We start from the raw sequence: 24,275 nt of genomic DNA, 5'->3' as shown, positions 1-24,275 counted from the left end.
GTCAGCCTTTCACGCTGCCGGCGGTCAGCCCCGCCACCAGGAAGCGTTCGAACCAGAGGAAGATGAACAGCACCGGCACGGTCGCGATCACGGCGCCCGCCATCAGGTGCTGTCTCGGCACTTCCGATGAATTGAGCGAGACGACCCCGCGCGAGAGTGTGAACATGTTGACGTCATCAAGGAACATGAAGGCGAACAGGAACTCGTTCCAGGCGATCATGAAGACATAGAGCGCAACCGAGGCGAGTGCGGGAAGCGCCAGCGGCAGCGTGATCTTGAGGATCACGCCGGGCCGTTTCAGACCGTCCATCAGCCCGGCCTCCTCCAGTTCGGACGGCAGGCCGCGGAAATAGCCCTGCAGCATGTAGAGCGCAACGGGAATGGTGGTGGCCGGATAAACGATCATCAGCCCGACAAGCGAATTTCTCAGGCCCACCTGCGAGAACACCGAATAGAGCGGGATCACCAGCACGATCGCCGGCACCATGTAGATCAGCAGGATCGAGCGTGACAGGAAGGCCTGTCCCGGAAAGTTCAGCCGCGCCACCGCATAGGCGCCGGGCACAGCGAAGGCCAGCGTGATGATAACGGTCGCGACGGACACGATCGCCGAATTCATCAGGAAGGTGCCGAAGGAATAGACGGTGAAGAGTTCGATATAGGAGCTGAACAGGCCGGAAAGCCCCTGGCTGAGATCGATCGAGAGGTCCAGCGGATTGGAGATCAGCGACTGCTGGCTTTTGAAGCTGGTCATCACCATGACATAGAAGGGCAGGGCGACGACGATGGTGAAGACCGTCAGTCCCAGTCCCTTCATGAAGCGCAGGAAGATCACCTCCAGATGATAGCGCGCCAGATTGCCGGAGGATTGGTCGTGGAGGGCCGCGACGATCGACCACCACAGCGCGACGAGGAAGGCGGCAAGGGCGATCAGCTGCGGCCCGGTCGTATAGGCGAGCGACAGGCCGAACGGCTCGCCGAAGGTCAGCAGCATCAGCACGGCGAAGATGGCGATCACCATGGTCGCCTGCACGCGCGGTCCCCGGCTTTTCGGCCGGTCGCGCGTCTTCACCGGCGCAAGCACATAAATCGCTGCCCCGATGGCGCCGGCAAGGGCGGCAATGGCGAGCGGCGGCGCGGTCGATTGCCCGGAAAACAGCGTGAAGACGAGGCCGACGACGATCATCCAGACGATGCCCCAGAAGGCGCCCAGGAGAATAGCGGCGACGAAACCGGTTCCGATACGCATCATCCATCATCCTGCGGTGAGAACTTGAAGAAGATCAGCGAGAAGACCAGAAGCACGACGAAGACGACGACGGCGACGGCCGCGCCCGCGCCGAGATTGGAAACGGCAAAGGCCTGCTCATAGACATCGACCGTCAGCGTGCGCGTGCCCGCCGCGCCGCCGGTCAGAAGGAAGATGTCGTCGAACTTGTTGAAGGTCCAGATAAAGCGCAGCAGGAACAGCACGGCGAGGATGCCGACAAGCTGCGGCAGCGAGATGTACCAGAACTGCTGCAAGGGCGTCGCGCCGTCGATTTCGGCTGCCTCGTAGACATCGGTGGAAAGCGCCTGCATGCGCGCCAGGATGAACAGGAAGGACAGCGGAAAATAGCGCCATGCTTCAAATGCGATCACCGTCGTCAGCGCCACCGGGAACTGGAAGGTGAGACCGAAGATCGAGATGTCGACATCGCGCTGGCCGAAGAAATCGATCGGCGCGCCGATCATGCCGGAGCGCACCAGAAGCGCGTTCAGCGTGCCCGAATAGGGATCGAGCAGGATGATCCAGGTAAAGGCGACGGCAATCACCGGGGCCACATAGGGAAACAGGAACAGCCCCCGCAGCACCGAGCGTCCCTTGAAGCTCTGGTTCAGAAGCTGGGCCGCGAAAAGCCCCAGCACCAGTGCGCTCGCCGTGCCGAACACCGTGTAATAGAAGGTGACGCGCAGCACTTTCCAGAAATCGGGCGAGGAGAAAATGCGCGAGAAGTTCTCAAGCGTGAACGAGAAATTGGTGAGGATATTGTCCGACGTGCCGAAGGCCTCGGCCGGGCTGTCGCGCGGTTCGACCGGCGAGGTCAGATAGGCGGTATCGGCAATCACCTGCAGGCGAATACGGTCGCGGAATTTCTCCGGCAGATCACCGAGCGTGCAGGTCAGCTCGCGCCCGGAAAGCGCGCAGCGCTCGTCCAGCCCGGTGACTTCGAGGCCGTCGGGGATGATGTCGACAAAGCCCGCCTCGTAGATCGAGGCTTTCTGGGAGGTGTTGCGCAGCCGGTATTCGAGCTCGGCCGTGTCTCCGGCCTGTTCGAGGTCTCCGCGCAGGCGCTCGTTGATGTTCAGTTCCGGCGGGCGCAGGTCCGACAGCGTGACCGGTTTGAACGAAATCCAGAAGTTGGCGATCAGCGGCAGGAGCACGATCGCCAGCACGATCAAGAAAGTCGGCGCCAGCATCGAATAGGCAAAGCGCATCTCGCGCTTGGCCATGCGGCCATAGGTCCTTGGCGGCCCCGGCGTGGTTTCAGCCTTGTCGGTCATGTCGGACATCTGAAAAGCCTTCGGAAAAGAACGGGCCGGGCACTGACGAAGAGCGCCCGGCGGTTTGTTCGGCCTTCAGGATCAGTTGATCCCGGAAAGCTCCGAATTCAGCTTCTCTACGGCTTCCTCTCCGGAGATTTCGCCGTCGATATACTCGCGCACGACCTGATTGATGATCTGGCTGTTGATCATCTTCGAGGCAAGCGCCAGCTGGCCTTCCTTCACGCCCCAGCGGTTGGCAGTCTCAAGCCCGGTGACGATCTTCTGCACGGTTTCTTCCGGGTAGAGATCGGCGAGCGGCGCCTTGCGGTCGACGCCGACCGGCAGCGTTGCCCATTCATCGACAAACTTGCTGGGCGCGTCCGCCGTGCCGCGACGGACCGGGAACTTCCCTTCCGGCGCCATGGACAGCGTGTTCATATAGCCCTCGTCCATGGAGAACTTGATGAAGTCCGCGGCGACATCGAGATTGGTCGCATCCGCCGTCACGCCGAGATAGCGGATATCCGCCCAGGCTGCGCCATCCGGATTGGAAGGGCCGGAGAAGGTGGTGACGACATCGGTCATCTGCGCCAGTTCGGTCGAGGTCGGATCGTCGTTGATCGTCGGCGGGGCGCTGTCGCGCAGACCGGCAAGCTCATCGAGGATGAAGGGTGACCAGATGATCATCGCCGCCTTGCCGTCGAAATAGAGGGCGCGCGACTGCTGCCAGTAGAGCTCGCCTTCCGGAGAGGCGTCGGCGAGCGTCTTGTAGAAATCGAGAACCTCGATGGTCTTGGCCTCGTCCAGCGGCTTGAAGCCGTTCTCATCCACCGGCGTCACGCCATTGGCGAGGAACACATGCTCCAGAACCTGGCTCATGAAGTTCTCGTCGATCTTGGTCGCGGCAACGAAACCGTACATCTCCGGCGGATTGTGCAGCGCCTCGATGGCGGCGGCGATGTTTGCATAGGAATCCGGCGGGGCAAGGCCTGCCTCGTCGAACAGGTCCTTGCGGTAGATGATCATCTGCGTCCAGCCGTCAACCGGCACGGCGGCCGTCATACCCTCGAACTCAGCCATCTCGATCGCGCCGGGAGCAAAGGTGTCGATCCCGAGTTCATTGACGATCTCGTCGTTGATTTCCGCGTCCAGAATGCCGGCCTCGGCCCAGGGCAGGACATACTGCACGGTGAGATAGATGACGTCGGGCAGGTCGCCTGCGGCAAAGGCGGCGGTGGCGCGCGTGCCGAGTTCGGATTCCGTCACCGGAATGACCTGCACCTCGTTTCCGGTCTGTTCCTTGAAGGCGTCGGCGATTTCCTGCTGCTTGGCCAGCCGCTCTGGCTGTTCTTCCGTGGTCCAGAAGCGGATCGTGTCGGCCTGCGCCATGGATGCGGCGCTTGCCGAAAGCAGCAATGCCGCCGTCAGTGTCTTCAGTGTTTTCATCGTGTCCTCCAAAAGCTTCCCGTGGAAAACCGGAAATCGGCTTTCCTCCAAAGCCCTGCGCCAGGGCCTGTCCCCGTTACTTCTCGTCCGGCAGATGGGCGAGACAGGCAGGTCGACTTCGCGGCCCGCCGTGAGTTTCCGGCGCATGACGCCGGACGCATCCGAAACCGATGGATCTCCTCCCATCAGCCTCCCGAAGCGGTTTGAAAAGGCACAAGGACTGCGCCGCCGCCTGTCAGAACTTTAGCGCTTTCAGAGGACCGGTCAAGGCAAGCGGCTGCGTTTGACCCCGCACACTGTTCCACTTTCGTAGAATAGAGCTTACGAAATTGCCGCCGCGGCGCACCGTTGCGGCAGGAACAATGGCCTAAACCGCACGTTGCCTTGGAGAACCAGAACAAAGGGAACCTTCAATGGCAACAGGCTCAAGATGGATCAAACACCTGGCCCGCACGGGCTATTTCGCCCGCGGCCTCGTTTATACGATCATCGGCCTGTTCGCGGTGCTGGCGGCGATCGGCGCTGCCGAAAGCAAGGACACCAAGGGCGCGTTGCAGACCCTTCTCGGGCAACCCTTCGGCTCATTCCTGATCGCAATCCTCATCATCGGCCTGATCAGTTACGGCCTCTGGCGCGTGTTTCAGTCGGTCATGGATCCGGATGATCACGGCACCAGCGCGAAGGGGCTTGCCGTTCGCGCCGGCCTTTTCTCCAGCGCCGTCACCTATGGTCTGCTCGCATTCTATGCGCTGTCGCTGGTCGGCATCTCCAATGGCGGCGGAAGCGGCGGCGGCTCGTCGCCGGCAGAGATGCTTGCCGCCTTCGTTGGTTCGCGCCCGGTTTCGCTTGGTCTTGCCGCGATTTTCGGCGGCGTTGCCATTGCCCATTGGGTCAAGGCCTACAAGCGCAAATATGCCGATCACCTGAAGGCGTCGGAAGCGGTCATGGAATGGCTGCACCCGATCTCGATCACCGGGCTTGCGGCGCGCGGCTGCGTCTTCGCCACGCTTTCCGTGATGCTGATCCTGAGGGGGCTTGCAAGCGGCGAGGGCGGTGATACGCCGGGGCTCAAGGATGCGCTGAACTATATCCAGGAATTACCCTTCGGCGCTTTCCTTCTGGCGGCGCTCGGCATCGGCGTCTTGCTCTTTGCCGTCTACTCCTTCGCCGAGGCCATCTGGCGCGAGATCAATATCGAGGATGCGTAGAACAAGGAGCAGGATCACCGGTCGGTGCAGATTGACCGCGCGATGATCCAGCGCTCAGGTCTTGCCGAATTCATTCGGCGCGTTCTCGTCCAGCAGGTCGCCGCGTCCCTTCTGGTGACGTTCAGCTGCTACCCGTCTCCTGAGATCGCTGTCGACGGCCGTATCCTGTGCCGTTTCGGGTTCGGTTGAGGCCGCCGCCGCGCGAGGCTCTCCGGTTGAAAGACTTGAAGAGGGAAGCGAGAGCGCGGTCTGGATGTCGTCGTCAAGGCGCAGGCGATAGGTCGGCTCCGGAAGCGAGAAGCCGTTTGTCTCCAGCGCCCGCTTGACGAGGCGCATCGCCTCCGAACGCGCTTTCAGCAGGTTGGTGGCTGCCTGATCGACCCAGCCGACGAAAACCAGCACCACATTGGAATCGCCAAGCTCACGGATCCATGCGTCCGCAGCGGGGTCATCGAGAATGAAGTCCTGGCGCGACACCGTCTCGAGCCCGATCTTCAGCGCCCGGTCGAGATCGCTGTTGGCGTCGACGCCGACCTCGAAGGTGAAGCGGCGCTGAGGATTGACGGTGTAGTTGACGATCACGCTCTTGAACACGGTGGCGTTCGGAATGCGGATATGGTTGCCGTCGATCTCCATCAGAATGGTGGCGCGCGCCGTCAGGCTGATGACGAAACCCTCGTAATTGTCGATCCTGACGAAGTCCTGCGGGCGGAATGGCTGGCGAACGGAAAGAAGAATACTGGCGATGTAGTTTTCCACCGTGTCGCGCACGGCGAAGCCGACGGCGAGACCGACAATGCCGGCAGCGCCCAGCAGCGTGCCAAGCAGCGCGGTCGCGCCGAGGATATCGAGCGCCAGCACGCCGCCGATGATCATGAAGGCGATCCTGACCACCTGCCGCAGGAGATCGGCGATGAAGGTATTCGGCGCGACCTGGCGGAAGGGCCACCGACGCTTTGCCAGAAAGGCGCCGAAAAGCGCCACAAGCACCCATGACAGCAGCGCGACGAGGATCAGCGGGACATAGCTCAGCGCCTGCAAGGCGCGTGCCTCAAGGCGTTCGAAGACCGGCACCAGCCGCTCGCCGACCGAGGTTTCCTCGGCAATCTCGTCGTTGACGGCGACGACGCCGTTGACCCTTTCGGCAAGTTCGGCCGCCCGAGCGGCAAAGCGGGCCTCCTGCACCTTGCCGCGCAGTATAACGACGCCGGACCGGACGGTCGCGTCGACGCTCTCCAGCCCCTCGATCTGGTCGAAAATGCCCATGAGCCGCGCTTCGATCGCGGCATCGGAGGAGGCCGTCACATCGGTTTCAATGCCGGCCTTCTGCGCCTCGGCGACGGCGTAATCCCCCATTCCCGCCGCAAGGGCGAAAAGACACGTGATCAGGGCCAGGAGTGTCTTCATGTCCGGCTATCCCCTCCATACGTCTATCTTTTGCCGCACTGCATCCGTCGGTTCGCGGGCGCTATGCTGATGCTGCAACGCCGAAAACGGGCCCTGTTCCGGGGCCCGTTTGGCTGCCTTGCGGCTTCGTCCTTCTCGTGACGTATCGTCACGCCTTGCGACGCAGCGCCGCCGGTACGAAACTGTGGACCGACAGGCCCTCATCGCGGTGCTTGCCGCCGGCAACGCCGGCAAACCAGGCGCCGGCCGCGCCGAGAACCGCCCCGGCGGCCGAGCCGAATGCGGTGATGACGGAGGCGTTCTGCGCCATGCGCATCATTTCCTCGGTCATCTCTCCGCTTGCCGATGTGGCGCCGAGGCCGGAGATGGCGGAGATGAGGGCCGCGCCCGCACCGAGTACCAGCGTGGAAAGCGCCCAGACGACGATGCCGTGAATGCCGTCGCGGAACTCGCTCTCGTCCGCGGTTCCGTCACCGAAATGCGAGCGCATGCGCCCGGCGACATAGCCGCCTGCGGACGCGCTGGCGAAAGCGACGAGGATGAGCCAGAGGCCGATGAGGAAGAGCGCCCAGCTGAGGCCATCTTCCGCCGGTTGCGCGTCGCTTGCGGCAAGGCCGATGCCCGCGCCGAACTGGGAAAGAACGGTGGCAAGCGCGCCGGCGACGGCCGCGCCGCCGAAGATCGCGCCCCATTCGAGGTAGGAGACGCCCGGCCTGGGCGCGGTGGTTTTGGGGATGTGTTCCTGTTCTGCCATGACCGGACCCTTATGCCAGGCCCAGGACGGACAGGATAAACATGACGATGACGACAAGGCCGACGAGATAGATGATACCGTTCATAATTGCTGCTCCGTTTGAATTCGATGCCTGTTAAACGGGCGCTAAGGGGGATCGTTCCGAGCGATCGCCTTTTTTCCGCTGGCGTGCTCTCTTCCAAAGGCCGTGCATCGCCCGTCGATTTCTGATCATATGCGGCCGGGCATCCGGCGGTCGGCCGGTTTGCGGGCCCGAAAGGAATGGGAGAAGACACATGTCGCAACGTCGCCTCAGGTCTCAGGACTGGTTCGACAATCCGGATCATGCGGATATGACGGCGCTCTATCTGGAGCGTTTCATGAATTACGGCACCACGCCGGAGGAATTGCGCTCCGGCAAGCCGATCATCGGCATCGCCCAGAGCGGCAGCGACATCAACCCGTGCAACCGGCACCATCTCGAGCTCGCCCGTCGGCTGCGCGACGGCATCCGCGATGCTGGCGGCATTCCGATCGAGTTCCCCTCCCATCCGCTTTTTGAAAACTGCAAGCGCCCCACGGCGGCGCTCGACCGCAACCTCGCCTATCTTGGCCTCGTCGAGTTGCTCTACGGCTATCCCTTCGACGGCGTGGTGCTGACGACGGGCTGCGACAAGACCACGCCGTCCGCGTTGATGGCGGCCGCCACGGTGAACATTCCGGCGATCGTCTATTCCGGCGGGCCGATGCTCGACGGCTGGCACGAGGGCGAACTGGTCGGTTCCGGCACGGTGATCTGGCGCTCGCGCCGCAAGCTCGCCGCCGGCGAGATCACCCGCGAGGAATTTCTTGAGGCCGCGCTCGATTCCGCACCCTCGGTCGGTCACTGCAACACCATGGGCACCGCCTCGACCATGAATGCCATGGCCGAGGCGCTCGGCATGTCGCTGACCGGCTGCGCGGCCATTCCCGCCGCCTATCGCGAGCGCGGACAGATGGGCTATCGCACCGGGCGGCGCGCCGTGGAGCTGGTCAACGAGAACGTCCGCCCGCTCGACATCCTCACCCGTGATGCCTTCCTTAACGCGATCCGGGTGAATTCGGCGATCGGCGGCTCGACCAACGCCCAGCCGCATCTCTCCGCCATCGCCCGCCATGCCGGGGTCGAACTGAAACCCTCCGACTGGCAGGAGCACGGCTTCGACATTCCGCTTCTCGCCAATGTCCAGCCGGCGGGCGAATTTTTGGGCGAGCGCTTCCACCGTGCCGGCGGCGTGCCGGCCATCATGTGGGAGCTTCTCGAGGCGGGACGGCTTGACGGCAGCTGTCCGACAGTCACCGGCAAGTCCGTCGCCGAGAATCTCGAAGGCAGGCAGGCAAGCGACCGGGCCGTGATCCGGCCGTTTTGCGAACCGCTGCAGGAACGGGCCGGCTTCCTGGTGCTGAAGGGCAACCTCTTCGATTTCGCCATCATGAAGATGAGCGTGATTTCCGCGGACTTCCGAAAACGCTATCTCTCCGTGCCCGGCCGGGAAGGCATATTCGAGGGCAAGGCCGTGGTCTTCGACGGGTCGGAGGATTATCACGCCAGAATCAACGATCCGGCACTCGATATCGATGAGAACACCATCCTCGTCATCCGCGGGGCTGGTCCGCGCGGCTGGCCGGGCTCGGCGGAGGTGGTCAACATGCAGCCGCCGGACCGCCTTATCCGGAAGGGGATCACCAGCCTGCCAACAATCGGCGACGGCCGACAGTCCGGCACGGCGGACAGTCCGTCGATCCTCCACGCCTCCCCGGAAAGTGCCGCCGGCGGCGGTCTTGCCTATCTTCGCACCGGCGATATCATCCGCATCGATTTCAATGCCGGCCGCTGCGACATGCTGGTTGGTGATGCCGAGATTGCAAGCCGAAAGGCGGAAGGCCTTCCCGAAGTGCCGCCGGATGCGACGCCGTGGCAGCGCATCTATCGCGATTCCGTCACGCAGATCGACGAAGGCGCGACGCTTTCGGGCGCCGATACGTTTCGCGACATCGCTTCGCGGCCGCCCCGGCACAACCATTAGGCAAGCGGCCGGCGGGCGGACTTTCCCGCGCTGCGCCGGCCGGATTGCCCAGAAATGCCCGCTGAATACGATATGTTTAGGATTTCAGGCGATGTTCATAATCGATGGCGGCAAATGGACCGCATGGGCACGCCGCGGCCGGCAGTTGCGCCTGCTTCCTCTGAGCGTGGTGCAAACTGCGGCCATTCAGGCGGCGAGGAATGATAGCGCTCTCTTCGGAGAGTTTCTGAAGGCCCGGTGCGCGCGCCCGGGCGCAAGGGGGTGGACGTGGTGAGAGTAAGTGTGTTCGGCATCGGCTATACGGGAACCGTATCCGCCGCCTGCCTGGCCGAACAGGGCCATGAGGTGATCGCCGTCGACATCGATCCGGCCAAGGTCGAGGCGATCAACGAGGGCAAGAGCCCGATCGTCGAGGAGGGGCTTGCCGAACTCGTCGCCGCCAACCAGAAGGCGGGCCGGCTTTCGGCAACGACGGATATCGCCGCCGCCGTCGCCTCCAGCGACGTTTCGATCGTCTGCGTCGGAACCCCGAGCGAGCCGAACGGCGCCATCGGCCTTTCCCAGGTGAAGGCCCTCTGCACAGCGATCGGCAAGGCCATCGCCGAAAAGCCGGACTTCCACAGCATCGTCATGCGCTCCACACTGGTGCCGGGCACGATGGAAACCGTCTGTGTGCCGGAACTCGAGCGCGCCTCCGGGCTTGTCGCCGGCAAGACCTTCGGCGTCGGCTATTTTCCCGAATTCCTCAGGGAGGGCTCGGCGATCAAGGACTATTTCGAGCCCTGCCTCGTTGTTTACGGTTCGATGGACGAGAAGACGCAGTCCGTGCTGGCCGGCTTCAATGCTTCCTTTGCGGTGGAGCATCACGCCGTTGATATGAAGACCGCCGAGATGATCAAATATACCAGCAACAGCTGGCGCGCGGCCAAGATCACCTTCGCCAACGAGATTGGCAACATCGCCAAGAGCGTCGGCGTCGACGGCCAGAAGGTGATGAAGATCCTCTGCTCCGACGACAAGATCTCCATGTCGCCCTATTTCCTGCGTCCCGGCTTCGCCTTCGGCGGGTCCTGCCTGCCCAAGGATGTGCGGGCCCTCAGGTTTCTGGCGGATGAAAAGGGCGTCGGCGCACCGCTTCTCGACGGTATCATGGCGGCAAACGAAAACCAGGTGGCTCGCGCCGAGGCGCTGGTGCGCAGGTTTGCGGGCAGGACAGTGGGCATGGTCGGCGTCAGCTTCAAGCCGGCGACCGACGACCTCAGGGAAAGCCCGCTCGCCGCGCTCGCGAAACGGCTGATCGACGCCGGATACGGCATCAGGATCTATGACCCCTTTGTGAAATCGGCCTTTGATGACAGAATGGCCGGCGCTGGCCGCGGCAATGACAAGGTCGAAAATCTCGCGGAAAAGCTGGTCGGGAATATCTCGGACCTGATAGCGCTGTCAGATATCATCGTCGTCGGTCATCGCTATGAAGAGGCCGTCGCTCCGCTTTCCGCGATTTTGGGGCAGAAGCCGATGGTGGACCTGACGCGCGTGGAAGCGGGCAGGGTCTCGGGCCCGGCCTATGAAGGAATCTGCTGGTAGGAAAGACTGTGTATCATCTTCTGTACCTGCTTGTGTGTTTGAATATCGGGCTGTTCGCGGCGCCTGAAGTCGTGGGCCAGTCCACGGGGCTGGCGCTCACCATCGGCACGCTCGGCGTCTGGCGCTATTCCTGGGCGCTCATCAACTTCATCAGGGCGAAGATCTATCTCCACATTGTCTTTCCGCGCCGGCGCAAAGCAGCGGAAAGGCGTTATCAGGACCAGAAGTGGCGGGCGCACGCGTTCTTCCTGGTGACCACCTACAAGATCGATCCGTCGATCACGGGGCCGGTCTACCGTTCGATCTTCGACGCGGCGGCGCGGTCGCAAGGCGGCGCGACGATCGTCTCCTCCGTCGTTGATGCCAGCGATGTCCGGCTGATCAAGGCGATCTTCGCGTTGTCCGATGCAAGCCGGTCCGGGCTCGTCAGCCTGAAGTTCGACCGGATCCCCGGCACCGGCAAGCGGGATGCGCTTGCCACATCGATGCGCACGATCGCGCGGCTCAATCCCGGCTGGCAGGACGTCATCTTCCTCGTGGACGGCGATACCCGCGTGCCGCCGGACGTGGTGGCCCAGGCCGCACCCTTCTTTACCGATCCGGTCATGGGCGCGGTGACGACGGACGAGGTTTCGGAGGCCTCCGGCGGAAGGCTGTTCAAGGACTGGTTCGCGCTGCGCTTTTCCCAGCGGCAGATGATGATGTCCTCCATGGGCCTGAGCGAGCGCGTGCTGACGCTCACGGGGCGCATGTCCGCCTTTCGCGGCGACCTAGCCAGCGACCCGACCTTTATTGAAAGCGTCCAGCATGATTTCATCGACCACTGGCGCTTCGGCCGCATCGACTTTCTGACCGGCGACGACAAGTCGACCTGGTACTGGCTTTTGCAGCGCGGCTACAAGATGGGCTACCTGCCCGACGTCAAGACGGTTTCCGTCGAGACGCAACCGCGCGAGGGCTTCATCGATTCCGCCATCGTGCTGATGCGGCGCTGGTTCGGCAATACGCTGCGCACCAGCAACCGCGCGCTGGCGCTGCCGGCAAGCCGGATCGGCTACTTCACCTGGTGGTCGATCCTCGACCAGCGCATGTCGATGTGGACGTCGCTTGCCGGGCCCTGCGGCATGCTGATCGCCACTTTGGTATACAATCCCTTCGTTTTGCTGTTCTATCTTTCATGGGTGATGCTGTCGCGCTACGTGACATGCGCGTTGATCTCGACGTTCCGGGCGAGCCGCTTTCCCATCACCTATCCGTTTCTGCTTTATTTCGGCCAGCTTGTGGGCGCCATGGTCAAGACCTATGTGCTTTTCCGCCTTGACCGGCAGAAATGGACCCGCCAGACCGCTGCCACCAAGACCGAGACCAAAAGAGGCATTCTGGCATCCGATCGATTTTCTTTTTATATGCATGCCCTTGCTGTAGGATGGCTGGTGCTGGGCATGGTTTGGCTCGTTGATATTTCGGGCGCTTAGGAGCTTGGCAATGCTTGAGGAAAACCGCACCGACGACGCCGGCAACGAGCAGGAAATCCGTCTGCCGCCCGATCTGCCCGACAACGGCCATGACAGCGACCACCCCTCGATCTGGATGCCGTTTTCGGTCTTCATCGACGGCCGGGAACTGGAGGGCGTCGGCATTTCACTTGTTGCCGCCTATGTCGGCGGCTGGGGCGGGGCGGATATTGCCGGCCGCGATCTGATCGCGCGTTTCAGCTTCCAGTTCGACGGCTATTCGATCGTGCTGCCGATCGAGGTCCGCGCCGGTCTCGAAGATCGCCGCAGCGGCGCCTACAAGCTCGTGTTCCTCGATCCGACCGGCCCGCATCTGGCGCATCTGCGCTACCTTATGAATGCCTATCTCGCGGGCGACCTCGTCCAGATCAACGAAGTGCTGCGCATCCCGCCCGAATACAAGAAGAAGCCGAAGCAACTGGAGCCGCCGAAACCGCCGACGGTCAAAGAGCGGCTCCGCAAGGTCTTCGGCCTGCTTTGGGTCGGCGCGCTCACCGTGGCCCTCATTACGCTGACCGTTTGGACGATCCACTACCATATCTTCGTGCACAAGGTGCCGGGACTTGCGACCGTGACGCCTGCCGGCCTGCCGCTGACGGCGCCGGAGGCGGGGCAGATCGCCTATGTCGACGGCCAGGCGCCGGAGGGCGGCGTGGTGTTCTCGCTGCAATCGGCGCGCGGCGGCGTGCTGAATTTCTCCAACCCCTGCAATTGCGACATCATGCTGACCGCCAACGGCACCGTCGGCGCGACCGTGCTTCCGGGCACCCCGATCGCCTATGTGAAGACCGGCGATGCCGGCCCGACCATCAAGGTGGTGATGCCGGACAATCTGTCGAAAATGCTGCTCTTCGGCGCCGAGGCGGAGGCCATGCTGGCTGATGGCCAGAAACTGCCGCTGACGGTCGTCGACGTGAAGGCGGAAGAGGGCGGCTCCGGTTCGCGCAGCATCGTCAGCCTGTCGGCGCCAAGCGGCGCGCTCGGTGCAGGCGATATCGGCAAGACGGTGGCGCTCACCGTGACCAGCAAGCCCTACGCCAACCTGCTGACGAGAATCCGCGCCATGCTGCCTTTCTCGGGACGGGCGCAATCGCTCTCGCAAAGGGCCAATGACTGGCCGCTGATCGGCAATGCCTTTGCGGAGACGGGCGAGGAGCGAAGGCAATGAGCGCGATCTATCCCCTCGTCATGTGCGGCGGCGTCGGCATGCGGCTCTGGCCGCTCTCGCGTCTCAACACGCCGAAGCAGTTCCACAGGATCGGCCCGGACAGTTCGCTCACTTTCTTCCAGGCGACGGTGGAGCGCCATAGCGGCGAGGGCTTTCATATACCCTATGTCAGCGTTGGCATGCGCTATGAAGGCGTCGTGCGTGAGCAGCTTGCCGAGATCGGCCGCGCAGGCGAGCTGATGATCGAGCCCACCGCCAGACGGACGGGGCCGGCGGTGCTTGCGAGCGCCATCGCGATCAATGAGCGCGATCCCGGCGCGCTGATGGCCGTGCTGCCGTCCGATCACCTGATCGAGGGCGATTTCAGCAGCGTACTGTTGAAGATGCGCCCGCCCGCTGCCGACGGCCGGATCGTGCTTTTCGGCATCGAGCCGGCCTACCCGGAGGTCGGCTACGGCTATATCGTCGACAGCGGCCCGAGCGCGCGCTATCCGGGCGCCCGCGATGTCTCGCATTTCATCGAGAAACCGGCGCGGCCGATCGCCGAAAGACTGATTTCCGAGGGGCATGCCTACTGGGCTTCGGGCGTCAGCCTGTTTCGCGTCGATGTGTTGATGGCGGAATATCAGCGGCTTGATCCGGACACATTCGCGGCGGTCAGCGAGGCGGTCCGCAATGCCGGCCGCGGGCCCGGTCGCACCGAGCTCAGCGACGCGGCCTTCCGCCGCGCCCGTGGTGAAGCAACGGAAAGCGTGGTGTTCGAACACAGCGACAAGGTGCTTCTGGCGCCAGCCGCCATTTCCTGGAGCGACGTCGGAAGCTGGCGCTCGCTCTACGAGATCGGCGCCAGGGACGGGGAGGGCAATGTGCTTTCCGGCCATGTCGTGCCTGTCGATACCCGCAACTCCTATGTCCGGGCGTCCTCCGGGCGGCTGATCGCCACCGTCGGCGTCGACAATCTCGCCATCGTCGATACCGCGGATGCCCTGCTCGTGACCTCGCTGGACCGCACCCAGGACGTGCGCATGGTGCTTGAGGCGCTCGAGACGCGCGGAACCAAGCCCGACGCAGCGCCGGAGCCGCATGAACTGCCGGTCCGCTCCGGCGAGGGCTACGGCGTCTACGCGCTCGACATCGCCCCCGGTGAAGCGGTTGCGCTCGCCCCGCTTGAAGACGAGCATCGCGTGCTGACGGTCTGCGCCGGGGCCGTTGAACTGGAGGGCGGCAGCGAGATCGGCCGGAAATGGCCGGGTGAGACCGTGAGGGTCGCCGCGGGCAGCTCCTGCGGGCTGCGAAATGGCGGCGGAGAGCCGGCCCGGCTGGTGGAGGTACGCCACGCGGTCACGCCGGTCGTGCCGCTCGGCGTCCCGGTTCAGGCGCGCCCGCGCATGGTCTCGGGCGGAGAGGCGAAATGAGTGTGGTCGTCGGCCTTTGGAAGCGCAGTGCCCTGGCGCTGCTGCTGGTGCCGGCGCTTGCCGGCGCTGCAAGGGCATTCGACCGCGAAGGCATAGAGGTGATCAACCGCAACTACACCGCAATGATGGAGGCGCTGGAGGCTGATCCGGCCGACGGCGTCGACGCGCCGCTTGATGCGGCCTATCGGCTGCTGAACCACGGAGAGGATCGTCCCGAAACGAGCGAAGACGGTCCGGCGGGCTCGGCCGCTGAGCCTGCGGGCAGCACCAGAAAGGGTGTGGTCGGCAAGGCGCTGGTCGCGCCGATCCTGCAGCAGGTGGCGCTCGAGGTCGGCAGCATGGGGCACCGCGAACTGATGGAGGCGGCCGCGCCGTCGGGCGGCGAGGTGCTGGTCGTCAAGTCCGGGGCGTTGACGCTCGCCGCTCTGCCGGAGGCGCTCGACAGCAGCGGCTGGCAGGCGTTTCTGACTGGCGCCGACGGCAGTTATGTTCTCAACATTCCGCTGGTTATCCTTGAAGACGGGGTGCTGGCGATCGAACCCGGCGATACGCTGGAACTGGCTGCGGACCGGGGCGCTTTCATTCTCAACCTCGGCGCTCTGACGGTGACCGATGCCACCGTCAAAGGTTCCGGCGCGCGTCCTCGGGTGCCTGATTTCCACCCCTTCATCCTGACTGCCCGGGGCGGCCGTGCGACCATCAGCGGAAGCCGGTTTTCCAATCTCGGTTTCGACACGCGGCCGCTGATGAGCGGCCTTGCTTTCGGCTCCAGCCCGTTTGCGTCGCTCAAGAGCCGGGGCACGGTCAGCGACACGGTTTTCGACAATGTCCGCTCGGTGGAGGTCACCGGCATCGAGGATTTCGTCTTTTCCCGCAATCGCATCCAGAAGGCGCGCGGGATCGGTCTCAGGCTGGATAAGCTGAAGGGCGGCGCGATCCGGGACAATGTGATTGTTTCGAGCGGCATGCATGGCATGCTGGCGATCGGAAGCACCGGCCTGGAAGTGGCGGGCAATATCTCCGCGGAAAACGGGGGACGCGGCTTTTTCGGTCGCGACGGCGTGGGCCATCTTGTCGTCGCCGACAACGTCTTCGTCGCCAATGAGGATGAGGGCGTCGCGGTCGCCGGCGGATCCTGCGTCGATATCCGCGGCAACGCTGTGCTGCGCAACCGCCGGGACGGTATTGCCGTTTCGCAAAGCCTCGGCGTCCGCCTTGCCGGCAATCTTCTGGTGCGCAACCAGGGCGCGGGGATCTCGATCAATGACAGCATCTCGCCCGCAGACAGCGTCGAGGTGGCACAGAACCGGTTCGTTGCCAACAATGTCGGCATAGCGGCCGAACGTTTTTCCGCGATCGGGCTGAGCGGCAACAATCTCTCCGACCAGCTTCCGCTCCTCTTCGGCGGCGCGCTTCAGTACGATACCCCGCGCTATCTCGGCTGGGCCCGCGCGCATGAGGATGATCCCGGCGCCGTTTTCGAGATTTCGTCGGCGCGCGGCGGATCGCCCCTGATCTTTCAGGGCGACAGCAACGGCATGTTCCGCCTGTCAGACATGACCGGCTGCCATTTCGAGGAGATCAGGTGAGATGGCGCGGCGTTGGGAGAACAAAGGCCGTTCGGGCGTCGTCTTCCTTGCTCTCGCCCTTGCGGGCGCTGTTGCGCCGGCAACTGCGCCGGCCGGCATGCTTGCGCCCGCGCCGCTTTCCGGAAAGGCGCCGGCCCGGCATCTGCCCGTCACGCCGGTTGACGGGCGCTACGACCGGCAGCCGGGGTTGAAGGCCATCCGCGACAAGCTTGTTGCGGATCAGCCAGTGACCACAGGTGAACTTCGCGTGCTCGCCAATGCCGGAGACGGGCTTGCCGCCTATGCGCTTGCGGAACGCTACATCGAGAGTGGCCGGCCGGAACTGAGGGCGGACGCGGCGTTTTACTATGCGGTTGCGGTAGCCAGGGGACGGAGTTACGCGATCAACCCGCTTGTCGAAATACTGATGGACGGACAGACCGTCATTCCGCGGGCCCGCCTCGACAATATCGAGAGGGCGCTGTTGCTGCAGGCAAGCCAGGGCGACCGGGACGCGGTCGACGTCCTGTCGAAATTCTACCTTCAGGGCCAGCCTTTCGGCTATCGTCCCGACATGGCCGAGGCGTTGATGAAGGCCGGCGTTTCCGGCTCCAATGACAGCGCTCTCGCCCTGCGGACGGCGCTCTGGCTTGCTTCAAAGGAGCCCGGCGATGCGGCAGAGATCATGGAAATCCGGCGCTTTCTCGCGATCGCGCTTGAAAGCCCGGATCTGAGCGTGCGTACGGCTGCCGAAAACCTGATGCGTTCCTATCCGGATCCGGGGACGGCCAAAGCGGAGGACGACGATGAATAGGGCCGGTTTGACGATGGCAGGTCTGATCGCGGCCATTGCGGTGGCAGGCGGCGCAATGGCGCAGCAGGAGGCAAGCCAGGCCGCGCCGAAACCGCCGTTTCAGATGACCGAGGGGCAGACGGCGCCCGCCGCGCAAGCCTCGCAGCAACCGCCCGCGCAGCAGCAGCCGGCAGCGCAGGAGCCGGTCGCCGACGAACAGATCGCGCAAGACGAGCAAGCGCCATCCACGCAACAGCAGCCGGCAGAAGAGACGTCCTTGCCTGAGGCCGCATCGGGTTCGCTTTATGGCTGCACCGGTCTCGAAAGCCTCGACCCGGCCGTGCTCGAAGGCTCGAACGGGGTCTTCTTCACGGTGATCGACGATATCGCCATGCAGCAGGTCGCCGATCCCGCTCTCGTCGAGAGCATCAGCGACCTGGCCAAGCGTCTGCGCCAACGCGGCACGGTGCTTGTCTATGTCCCCATTCCCAGCAAGAGCCAGGCCATGCCCGATGACGTGCCGGATGCTGCTTGGGTGTACGGATACAACGAGACGGTCAACGAGGAGATCTATGCGCAGGCTCTGTCGCGGCTGAAGGCGGCGAATGTCGTCGCGGTTGATCTGCAGTCGGCGCTCAGAAAGGCCGATCCGGCGACGCCGCCGTTTCAGAAGGTCGATCCCCTGTGGACGCCGGAGGGCGCGCGGCTTGCGGCGGAGACGGTGGCGGCGGGGATCAAGGCGCTTCCGGCCTATCGCAAGGCGAACCTGATGACGTTCAAAACCACCGAACAGGACGAGATCTCGCGCCCGTCCGACCTGCGCACGGCGCTGCAGACCCATTGCAGCGCGCCGCTGCCGCCGGTCAGCGAGAAACGGTTCGAGACGACGGGCCAAGAGGCCTATGCCGCAGACAGGCCGTTCAACGTGCTGGGTTCGGAGGCGCCCGCGCCTGTAGTTCTCGTCGGGTCGCGCTTTTCCGCCGGCGGCCAGAGTCATTTCGACGGCTTTCTGAAGCAGGCGACCGGCCTTGACGTGGCCAATCGCGCAAGCGCCGATGCCTATCCGTTCCAGTCGATCGACGCCTATCTGAAGTCGCGGGAATTCCAGGACCATCCGCCGCTGTTCCTGGTCTGGGAAGTGCCGGCCGGCGCCAACCTCGCCCGTTTCGGCCCGCTGCCCTGGTTGACGCTCTCCGCCAACGCGGCCGGCGACTGTTCGGCTGAACGCGCGACCTGCGGCGAGAGCGGAGCGGAAGAATGAAGAGGCATGTCAACAGAGCCTGCAGCAGGCTCCGCCGCGCCGCTGTCGCCGGTCTCCTGAGCGCCGCTGTGTTCGCCGCAGGCGTCTCGACAGCCCGTGCCGAAAAGCCCGCGATCGATTTCCGTCCGCCCGATATCCAGCCGGCAAAGGTGTGCGCGCAGCGCAAGTCCGACGATATGCTGAAGCTGCAATGGTCGTCCTGGGACGGGGAGCGCCTGCCGCCGGGCATCGAATATCGCGATCTCGACACTGAACTGGCGCGGCTGCGCAATATCGACGCGAACCAGTATTTCGATACCATCAAGAAGGCCTATAATCTCCGCGCCAAGGTCGATCCCTATTACAACCGCACGGCCTATCTGCTCGACATGATCTCGCTTTATGTGAAGGCCGAGCGTTTCGCCGACCTGCGCGAGACCGGTTTCGTGGCCGAACTGGAAGCAACCGGGCCGGCAGCCTCCGCGGCGACCGTCAATTTTCTCGGCGATCTCTATCTCGAAGGCCGCGCCGTGCCGCAAAACGAGCAGCGCGGCCTGCAGCGCAAGCTCCAGGCCGCCTATAACGGCAATCCGAACGCCGTGCTCGACCTTGCCGAGCGTACGGCCATGGGGCAGAGCGTGGCGGGCTGGGACATGCCCCCCAAGCTCGCCTTCACCCTCGGCTTTTCCTCGCTCCTCGGCAATCTCGACAGCGGCATCTGCGAGCGCGTGCGCCGTATCGCCCGGGCCTTCGAGACGGGCGAGGTCATTGCCCAGGATCACGCGCTGGCGGAGGAGTGGTACCGTTTCGCCGCCGAGCTCGGCGACCCGGAGGCGGCCTGGAAGGCCGCCCGCTACCAGCTTTCCGGCGACGGGCTCGCGCAGGACGATACGCTTTTGATGCGATACCTGACCCAGGCCTACGAGGCCGGCATCGTCCCGGCGCGTCTCGCCATGGGATCGCTTTACGAACAGGGACGGCTGCTGACCCAGGACCCGGTCGCGGCGATGCGCATCTATGACGCGCTTGCAGCCGACGGCAGCCAGGACGGCCTCATCGCCGCGATCAGGCTGCAGGAAAGAGAGGGCATCGACACCGAAGAGGACGAGCAGGAATACCGTGAACGGCTGGTGAAGCTGGCGCGCTTTCCTGATGCGCCCGGCTGGCCCTTCTCCCGTCTCGGGACAATGCTGCAGGACGAATACGGCGTATTTGCCCAGGAAAACGCGCGCGAAAACCTGTTTCAGGAGGCAGCAAACCGAGACGACCCGGAGGGCAAGCTGCAGCTCGGCCGCCTTTACCTTCAGCGCGGCGATGAGGCCGACCGGCAGAAGGCGATCGCCCTGTTCGAGGATCTGGTGGCCGAGGACGGCAAGTCGCTAGCCATCGATGATCTCAGGAACGCGCTTCTGTGTCGTGCGCCGGATGGTCCCGAGACGGACCGTTGGGCGCCGTGGCAGGCGCTCGATCCCGACAATCTTCCCGAACTGCCGGACCATATCAAGGCCGAGGACCTGGCAAAACCCGAGATCGCGGACGCCCTGGCGCGCCTGCAGGCGGCGGCGCTCGGCGGCAGCGGCCAGGCGGCGGGCCGGCTGACGACGATCCTCTCCGATCTCAAGCCCGCGCAGTTCCAGAATATCGTTGCCCACTGGCGCGCGATGATGACCGCCAGCGCGGGCGGCGAGGCTTCCGTGCTTCAGGCGGCCCATGCGGCTGCACCCGACGATGCCAGCCGTTCGGCTGTCTTCGATGCGCTGAAGGCCCTTGCCGATGGCGGCGACCCCTATGCCAAAACCGCGCTTGCGGAAATCTATCTGGCCGATGTGCCGGCCGACGAAGTTATCGATGACGAGACGCTCGAGAAGGCGACCGCCCTGATCGAGGCGGTCGGCGGCAGCGTCAAGGGCTCAAGCCTCTGGCGGCTGGACGACGCCTATCGCGCGGCCGGCAAGAAAGAGTTCCAACCCTCCGACGCGATGATGACCGAGATCGCGACCGTCGGCGATTTCGAGGCGATGCTGTTTGCGGCCGCGCGTTCGGCGGACGAGGAAACGGCGGCTTTCTACTATGAGCGCGCGCTTTCCATCATGCCCTGCGACCTCAACGCGCTGGCCCGCAAGGCGCGCTACGCACTCGATGCCGGAAGACCGGACGACGCGCTCAATGCGCTTGACGCAGCGCTGGCGCTCTCGCCGGAACAGGCATGGCAGCAGGTCAAGCTTGCCGACATCTATCTGGCGCTCGGGTCGATCGATGACCGGAAAGAGGCTTATGATCTTTATGTGGCTGCCTTCCGCCAGGGTTACGAACCGGCGGCCTGGCGGTTGCTCGACTGGTTTTCGAGCGGCGACGGACCGTTTTACGACGAGGCGCTTCACGAGGAAGTGCTGCTTCACCAGCTGAGAAATGCCGGGCCGGCCGAGCTTTACAGCGTGGTGACAAAGCTCGGGGGCGCGCCGCAGCGTGTCTCCGACAATGTGTTGGCCAAATTCGATCTCAAGGACGCCTATCGGGGCGCGGCAATCGCCGGAGAGCCGGTCGCCATGCGCGAGCTCTCCAAGCTCCTTATGCAGGACGGCTCGACGCCGGACGAGGCCACAAAGTGGCTCACCGGCGCGGCGACCGCCGGCGACCCCGAGGCGATGCTGATGCTGGCGCAATCCTATGCCTTCGGCCTCGGCGTGGAGCCCTCGGCGGAAAAGGCGCGGCAATGGCTGCAGGCCGCCGCAAGCGCGGGAGACGAGACGGCGGTGACCTTGCTCTCGATCATGCGCGTACAGTAGATATCATTGACCATTGGCATCGACCGAAGGGGAGCCCGATTTGGCCGAATTCAGCAGCGAGCAAGAGCAGTCCGGCTTTGGACACCTCTCGAACCGGATATTTTCCAGCCCTCGCAGGTTTCGTCGCAGCCTCTTTCTCGCCGGCGCCGCTACGATCCTTGCCGCCGCCGCCGAGCCGCCCGCGCCCGATGCCGATAGCGAGGCCTGTCCCGTGTTTCCCGCTCCGACCGTGACGCTCGATTATGGCAGCCGTTACGAGGAAAGCGGCAGCGACCGTTCCGAGCTCGATGCCGCGGGTAACGCGGAGGTGGACCTGGCGCTGAAGGATGCCGATGAATTCATCCGGCAGCTGGACGGGCTCGCCAATGACGCGCTGGTCAATCCGGTGCTGGCCAAGACAAGGGCGGATTGCGTCATCTCGGGCATTGCCGCCTGGGCGAATGCCGGCGCCTTCGGCGCGCTCGAGACCGAAAACGCCAAGATGACCTATGCCTCACGCGTCGGCGGTATTGCCAGCGCCTACCGGCAGGTGCGCGACAAGACCGAGGACCTTGCCGAGGAGAAGACGGCGATCGAGGCCTGGTTGCGGAAGAATGCCGATTTCCTGACGGAATACTGGAGCAATGACGCGCCGCCCAAGGCGAAGATGGGCAACCTCAGGCTCTGGGCCGCCTTTGCCGTGACGGAAGCGGCGTTGATCCTGCGGGAGCCCGACTATATCAACTGGGCGCTCGACAGCCAGCGCACCATTCTCGCGACCGTGGATGAAAAGGGCAGCATGCCCTACGAGATGCGGCGCGGCGCCTATGCGCTCCACTACCAGCTTCACGCGCTGGCCCCGCTGACGGCTTCGGCCGCGCTGATCTGCCATAATGATTACTCCTATACCGAAGACGAGCAGGCCGCGATCGAAAAGGCCGTCGCCTTCGCGCTTGAGGGGATTGCCGATCCGGGCGCGGTCGCGCTGATTGCCGGCAAGCCGCAGACGGTCAAGCAGGGGCTGAACGACCAGGAGCCATTCTCGATCGCCTTCCTTGAGGCCTATCTCAGTCTGGAAAGCGATGCGGCGCTTGATCGCAAGCTCGCGCCGCTCAGGCCCTTGTCCAATTCCAAACTTGGCGGCGACCTGACCTTGCTCTATCGCAACAACCCGGCCATGCAGCCGGGCTGCTTTGCGCCGAAAACAGCAAGGAGCGGTGAGCAATAGAGGGCCGTTCGGCGCCGTCAGCGGCAGCGTTGCAACTGCGCCTCGTAGATCTGCGTCATCTTCTGGGCGCGGGCGGCGGCGCTTTTTGCCACCGGCCGGCTTTTCCACACGCCGCGGCTGTAGCCGGCATGGCCGGAGTGATAGGCGAGGTAGAGATTGTAAGGGTCGTTGAGGGCGATGCCGTTCCGAAGGTGGCTCTGGCTGTGATACCAGGCGATGAAGTAGATCGCATCGCCGAAATCCGTTCGGGAGACGCCGCGCTGGCCGGTGCGGGCCTTGTATTCCGCCCAGGTGCCGTCAAGCGCCTGGGAGTAGCCGAGCGCGCTGGAGGCGCGGGGACCTGGAATGAAGCCGAGGATTTTCTTGCGCGGCGGACGGGCATGACTGTCGAAGGAGGACTCGACATAGATCGTCGCCATCAGCACGGAGACGGGAACGCCGTAGTCGCGCGAAGCCCTTTCCGCATCGCGACGCCAGTTCTCGAATATTCCGTTCTTCTGCGCGAATATCGCGCAGCTGTTGCCGACATTGCTGACGGTCGTCGAGCAACCCGCCAGAACGGCCAGGCAGAGCACTGCTAAGACAATCTTCAAGCGCGAAATAGACATGGGGCATGATCTACGCGCCGGACCTTAAGGAAGGGTTTTTAAAAATGGTTAACGGCGAGAATGTTTCTCGCCGCCGCTCCCCGCAAGACCGGCAGGGCAGGCATTTCCGGGAATGCGAAGTTCCTTGAACTTAGTCTTTGACAGACGCGCGGCATGACGATAAGGGGACCGCCTGAAGACGAAGCGCAAAGATCTGCGCATTTCGATCGGCGAAAGCCAGCCTTCAACCGCAACATGAGAGGGTTTGAACGTGGCGAAAGCGGAACTTGGCACGAAAAGAACATGCCCGGACACGGGCAAGAAATTCTACGACCTCAACAAGGATCCGGTGGTTTCGCCCTATTCGGGCAATTCCTGGCCGCTGAGCTATTTTGAGGATGAGGCTTCCATCGCCGTTGTCGAAAGCGAGGAAGAGGAAAACGAGGTTGCGGAAGTCGACGCGGAAAACAGCGACGGCGAAATGGGCACGATCGCGGCATCCGACGATGACAGCCCTTCCGACAACATTCCCAATGTGGACGGCGACGACGACGATGACGTGGACGTCGATGACGACGACACATTCCTCGAGGCTGATGATGACGATGATGACGATGTCTCCGACATCATCGGCGTTTCGGACGATGACGACGACAACTGATCCTCTCTGTCGATAGCGTCGTCGCGACTGACATTTGAAACCGCAGGTTCGAAAGAACCGGCGGTTTTTCTCTATGGGCTTATTTTGCCCGGCCGCAACAGGCGTTGGCCCGAAGCTTGAAATATCTTCGGTTTTCGTCAGGCATGCGGTTCGACGCGGCTCCGCGTGTCTGCGCGGGAGACGGTTCAAGTTTTTTTCAGACAATGTTTTTTAAGGCTTGCATCCGTCGAAAATCGACAGTAATAAGCCGCCACCCGACGCGAACAACGTCGCTTCGAACCGCTCAGGCGGTCTGGAGAATGGGGCTATAGCTCAGCTGGGAGAGCGCCTGCATGGCATGCAGGAGGTCAGCGGTTCGATCCC

At 63.7% G+C, this 24,275-nt stretch carries 18 protein-coding genes; 12 read left to right on the top strand and 6 right to left on the bottom strand.

From position 1 onward, the window contains the following. Window position 1: 1 nt before the first annotated feature. From AC5DC2_RS02450 to AC5DC2_RS02440, 3 genes are all read right to left on the bottom strand, one after another. On the bottom strand, window positions 2–1,252 hold the full coding sequence (locus tag AC5DC2_RS02450) for a carbohydrate ABC transporter permease (RefSeq protein WP_197489630.1): 1,251 nt from the start codon (window positions 1,250–1,252) through the stop codon (window positions 2–4). Beyond that, a complete protein-coding gene (locus AC5DC2_RS02445) occupies window positions 1,249–2,553 on the bottom strand; it encodes a carbohydrate ABC transporter permease (RefSeq protein ID WP_244435478.1) in 1,305 nt (434 codons plus the stop codon). Before AC5DC2_RS02445 ends, AC5DC2_RS02450 begins: the two co-directional genes overlap by 4 nt. 72 nt (window positions 2,554–2,625) lie before the next feature. Further along, window positions 2,626–3,972, bottom strand: coding sequence for an ABC transporter substrate-binding protein (locus tag AC5DC2_RS02440; RefSeq protein ID WP_491697374.1), 1,347 nt, complete (start codon window positions 3,970–3,972; stop codon window positions 2,626–2,628). Between the two features lie 413 nt (window positions 3,973–4,385). Here AC5DC2_RS02440 and AC5DC2_RS02435 point away from each other — a divergent pair, with 413 nt between their 5' ends. Then, window positions 4,386–5,180, top strand: a complete 795-nt coding sequence (locus tag AC5DC2_RS02435) for a DUF1206 domain-containing protein (RefSeq protein ID WP_024706091.1) — start codon at window positions 4,386–4,388, stop codon at window positions 5,178–5,180. Window positions 5,181–5,234: 54 nt separating this feature from the next. Here AC5DC2_RS02435 and AC5DC2_RS02430 read toward each other — a convergent pair whose 3' ends face one another. Beyond that, on the bottom strand, window positions 5,235–6,587 hold the full coding sequence (locus tag AC5DC2_RS02430) for a mechanosensitive ion channel family protein (protein WP_491697373.1): 1,353 nt from the start codon (window positions 6,585–6,587) through the stop codon (window positions 5,235–5,237). A 148-nt stretch (window positions 6,588–6,735) separates the two neighbouring features. Beyond that, window positions 6,736–7,341 (bottom strand): hypothetical protein, encoded by a 606-nt coding sequence (locus tag AC5DC2_RS02425; protein ID WP_491697372.1) that lies wholly within the window; start codon window positions 7,339–7,341, stop codon window positions 6,736–6,738. Between the two features lie 275 nt (window positions 7,342–7,616). Between AC5DC2_RS02425 and AC5DC2_RS02420 the strand changes: the two genes are divergently transcribed. The 10 genes from AC5DC2_RS02420 to AC5DC2_RS02375 all read left to right on the top strand — a co-directional run bounded on the left by AC5DC2_RS02420 (window position 7,617) and on the right by AC5DC2_RS02375 (window position 22,664). Continuing rightward, entirely contained in the window at window positions 7,617–9,386 is a 1,770-nt protein-coding gene (locus tag AC5DC2_RS02420) for an IlvD/Edd family dehydratase (RefSeq protein WP_491697371.1), read from the top strand. A gap of 267 nt (window positions 9,387–9,653) precedes the next feature. Then, entirely contained in the window at window positions 9,654–10,973 is a 1,320-nt protein-coding gene (locus AC5DC2_RS02415) for a nucleotide sugar dehydrogenase (RefSeq protein WP_491697370.1), read from the top strand. Between the two features lie 8 nt (window positions 10,974–10,981). Further along, window positions 10,982–12,448, top strand: coding sequence for a glycosyltransferase (locus AC5DC2_RS02410; protein ID WP_491697369.1), 1,467 nt, complete (start codon window positions 10,982–10,984; stop codon window positions 12,446–12,448). Window positions 12,449–12,458: 10 nt separating this feature from the next. Beyond that, window positions 12,459–13,655 carry a hypothetical protein gene (locus tag AC5DC2_RS02405; protein WP_024706097.1) on the top strand — a complete coding sequence of 399 codons (1,197 nt, stop codon included), beginning with the start codon at window positions 12,459–12,461 and terminating at the stop codon, window positions 13,653–13,655. Continuing rightward, the gene (locus AC5DC2_RS02400) at window positions 13,652–15,070 is read left to right on the top strand and encodes a mannose-1-phosphate guanylyltransferase (RefSeq protein ID WP_491697368.1); all 1,419 of its coding nucleotides are present in this window, start codon (window positions 13,652–13,654) and stop codon (window positions 15,068–15,070) included. The genes AC5DC2_RS02405 and AC5DC2_RS02400 overlap by 4 nt, the downstream gene beginning before the upstream one ends. After that, window positions 15,067–16,659, top strand: coding sequence for a right-handed parallel beta-helix repeat-containing protein (locus tag AC5DC2_RS02395; protein WP_491697367.1), 1,593 nt, complete (start codon window positions 15,067–15,069; stop codon window positions 16,657–16,659). The genes AC5DC2_RS02400 and AC5DC2_RS02395 overlap by 4 nt, the downstream gene beginning before the upstream one ends. 1 nt (window position 16,660) lies before the next feature. Continuing rightward, window positions 16,661–17,452, top strand: coding sequence for a hypothetical protein (locus AC5DC2_RS02390; protein ID WP_491697366.1), 792 nt, complete (start codon window positions 16,661–16,663; stop codon window positions 17,450–17,452). Continuing rightward, window positions 17,445–18,692, top strand: a complete 1,248-nt coding sequence (locus tag AC5DC2_RS02385) for an alginate O-acetyltransferase AlgX-related protein (RefSeq protein WP_491697365.1) — start codon at window positions 17,445–17,447, stop codon at window positions 18,690–18,692. Before AC5DC2_RS02390 ends, AC5DC2_RS02385 begins: the two co-directional genes overlap by 8 nt. Then, on the top strand, window positions 18,689–21,457 hold the full coding sequence (locus tag AC5DC2_RS02380; RefSeq protein WP_491697364.1) for a tetratricopeptide repeat protein: 2,769 nt from the start codon (window positions 18,689–18,691) through the stop codon (window positions 21,455–21,457). The genes AC5DC2_RS02385 and AC5DC2_RS02380 overlap by 4 nt, the downstream gene beginning before the upstream one ends. Before the next feature lie 40 nt (window positions 21,458–21,497). Then, window positions 21,498–22,664 (top strand): alginate lyase family protein, encoded by a 1,167-nt coding sequence (locus AC5DC2_RS02375; RefSeq protein WP_491697363.1) that lies wholly within the window; start codon window positions 21,498–21,500, stop codon window positions 22,662–22,664. A gap of 17 nt (window positions 22,665–22,681) precedes the next feature. On the opposite strand, the gene AC5DC2_RS02370 is transcribed toward AC5DC2_RS02375, so the two are convergent. Further along, entirely contained in the window at window positions 22,682–23,272 is a 591-nt protein-coding gene (locus tag AC5DC2_RS02370; RefSeq protein WP_152534406.1) for a transglycosylase SLT domain-containing protein, read from the bottom strand. A gap of 250 nt (window positions 23,273–23,522) precedes the next feature. Between AC5DC2_RS02370 and AC5DC2_RS02365 the strand changes: the two genes are divergently transcribed. Next, on the top strand, window positions 23,523–23,912 hold the full coding sequence (locus AC5DC2_RS02365; RefSeq protein WP_024706105.1) for a TIGR02300 family protein: 390 nt from the start codon (window positions 23,523–23,525) through the stop codon (window positions 23,910–23,912). Window positions 23,913–24,275 lie beyond the last annotated feature (363 nt).

This window comes from Martelella sp. (genome assembly GCF_984369615.1).
Note: the sequence above shows the minus strand (reverse complement) of the source record. Positions and strands in the feature narration are given on the sequence as shown.

Bases quoted from the DNA above. Each gene is read 5' to 3' on its own strand.
- AC5DC2_RS02450 (WP_197489630.1), bottom strand. From the start codon at position 1,252: ATGATGCGTATCGGAACCGGTTTCGTCGCCGCTATTCTCCTGGGCGCC.
- AC5DC2_RS02445 (WP_244435478.1), bottom strand. From the start codon at position 2,553: ATGTCCGACATGACCGACAAGGCTGAAACCACGCCGGGGCCGCCAAGG.
- AC5DC2_RS02440 (WP_491697374.1), bottom strand. From the start codon at position 3,972: ATGAAAACACTGAAGACACTGACGGCGGCATTGCTGCTTTCGGCAAGC.
- AC5DC2_RS02435 (WP_024706091.1), top strand. From the start codon at position 4,386: ATGGCAACAGGCTCAAGATGGATCAAACACCTGGCCCGCACGGGCTAT.
- AC5DC2_RS02430 (WP_491697373.1), bottom strand. From the start codon at position 6,587: ATGAAGACACTCCTGGCCCTGATCACGTGTCTTTTCGCCCTTGCGGCG.
- AC5DC2_RS02425 (WP_491697372.1), bottom strand. From the start codon at position 7,341: ATGGCAGAACAGGAACACATCCCCAAAACCACCGCGCCCAGGCCGGGC.
- AC5DC2_RS02420 (WP_491697371.1), top strand. From the start codon at position 7,617: ATGTCGCAACGTCGCCTCAGGTCTCAGGACTGGTTCGACAATCCGGAT.
- AC5DC2_RS02405 (WP_024706097.1), top strand. From the start codon at position 12,459: ATGCTTGAGGAAAACCGCACCGACGACGCCGGCAACGAGCAGGAAATC.
- AC5DC2_RS02400 (WP_491697368.1), top strand. From the start codon at position 13,652: ATGAGCGCGATCTATCCCCTCGTCATGTGCGGCGGCGTCGGCATGCGG.
- AC5DC2_RS02395 (WP_491697367.1), top strand. From the start codon at position 15,067: ATGAGTGTGGTCGTCGGCCTTTGGAAGCGCAGTGCCCTGGCGCTGCTG.
- AC5DC2_RS02390 (WP_491697366.1), top strand. From the start codon at position 16,661: ATGGCGCGGCGTTGGGAGAACAAAGGCCGTTCGGGCGTCGTCTTCCTT.
- AC5DC2_RS02385 (WP_491697365.1), top strand. From the start codon at position 17,445: ATGAATAGGGCCGGTTTGACGATGGCAGGTCTGATCGCGGCCATTGCG.
- AC5DC2_RS02380 (WP_491697364.1), top strand. From the start codon at position 18,689: ATGAAGAGGCATGTCAACAGAGCCTGCAGCAGGCTCCGCCGCGCCGCT.
- AC5DC2_RS02370 (WP_152534406.1), bottom strand. From the start codon at position 23,272: ATGTCTATTTCGCGCTTGAAGATTGTCTTAGCAGTGCTCTGCCTGGCC.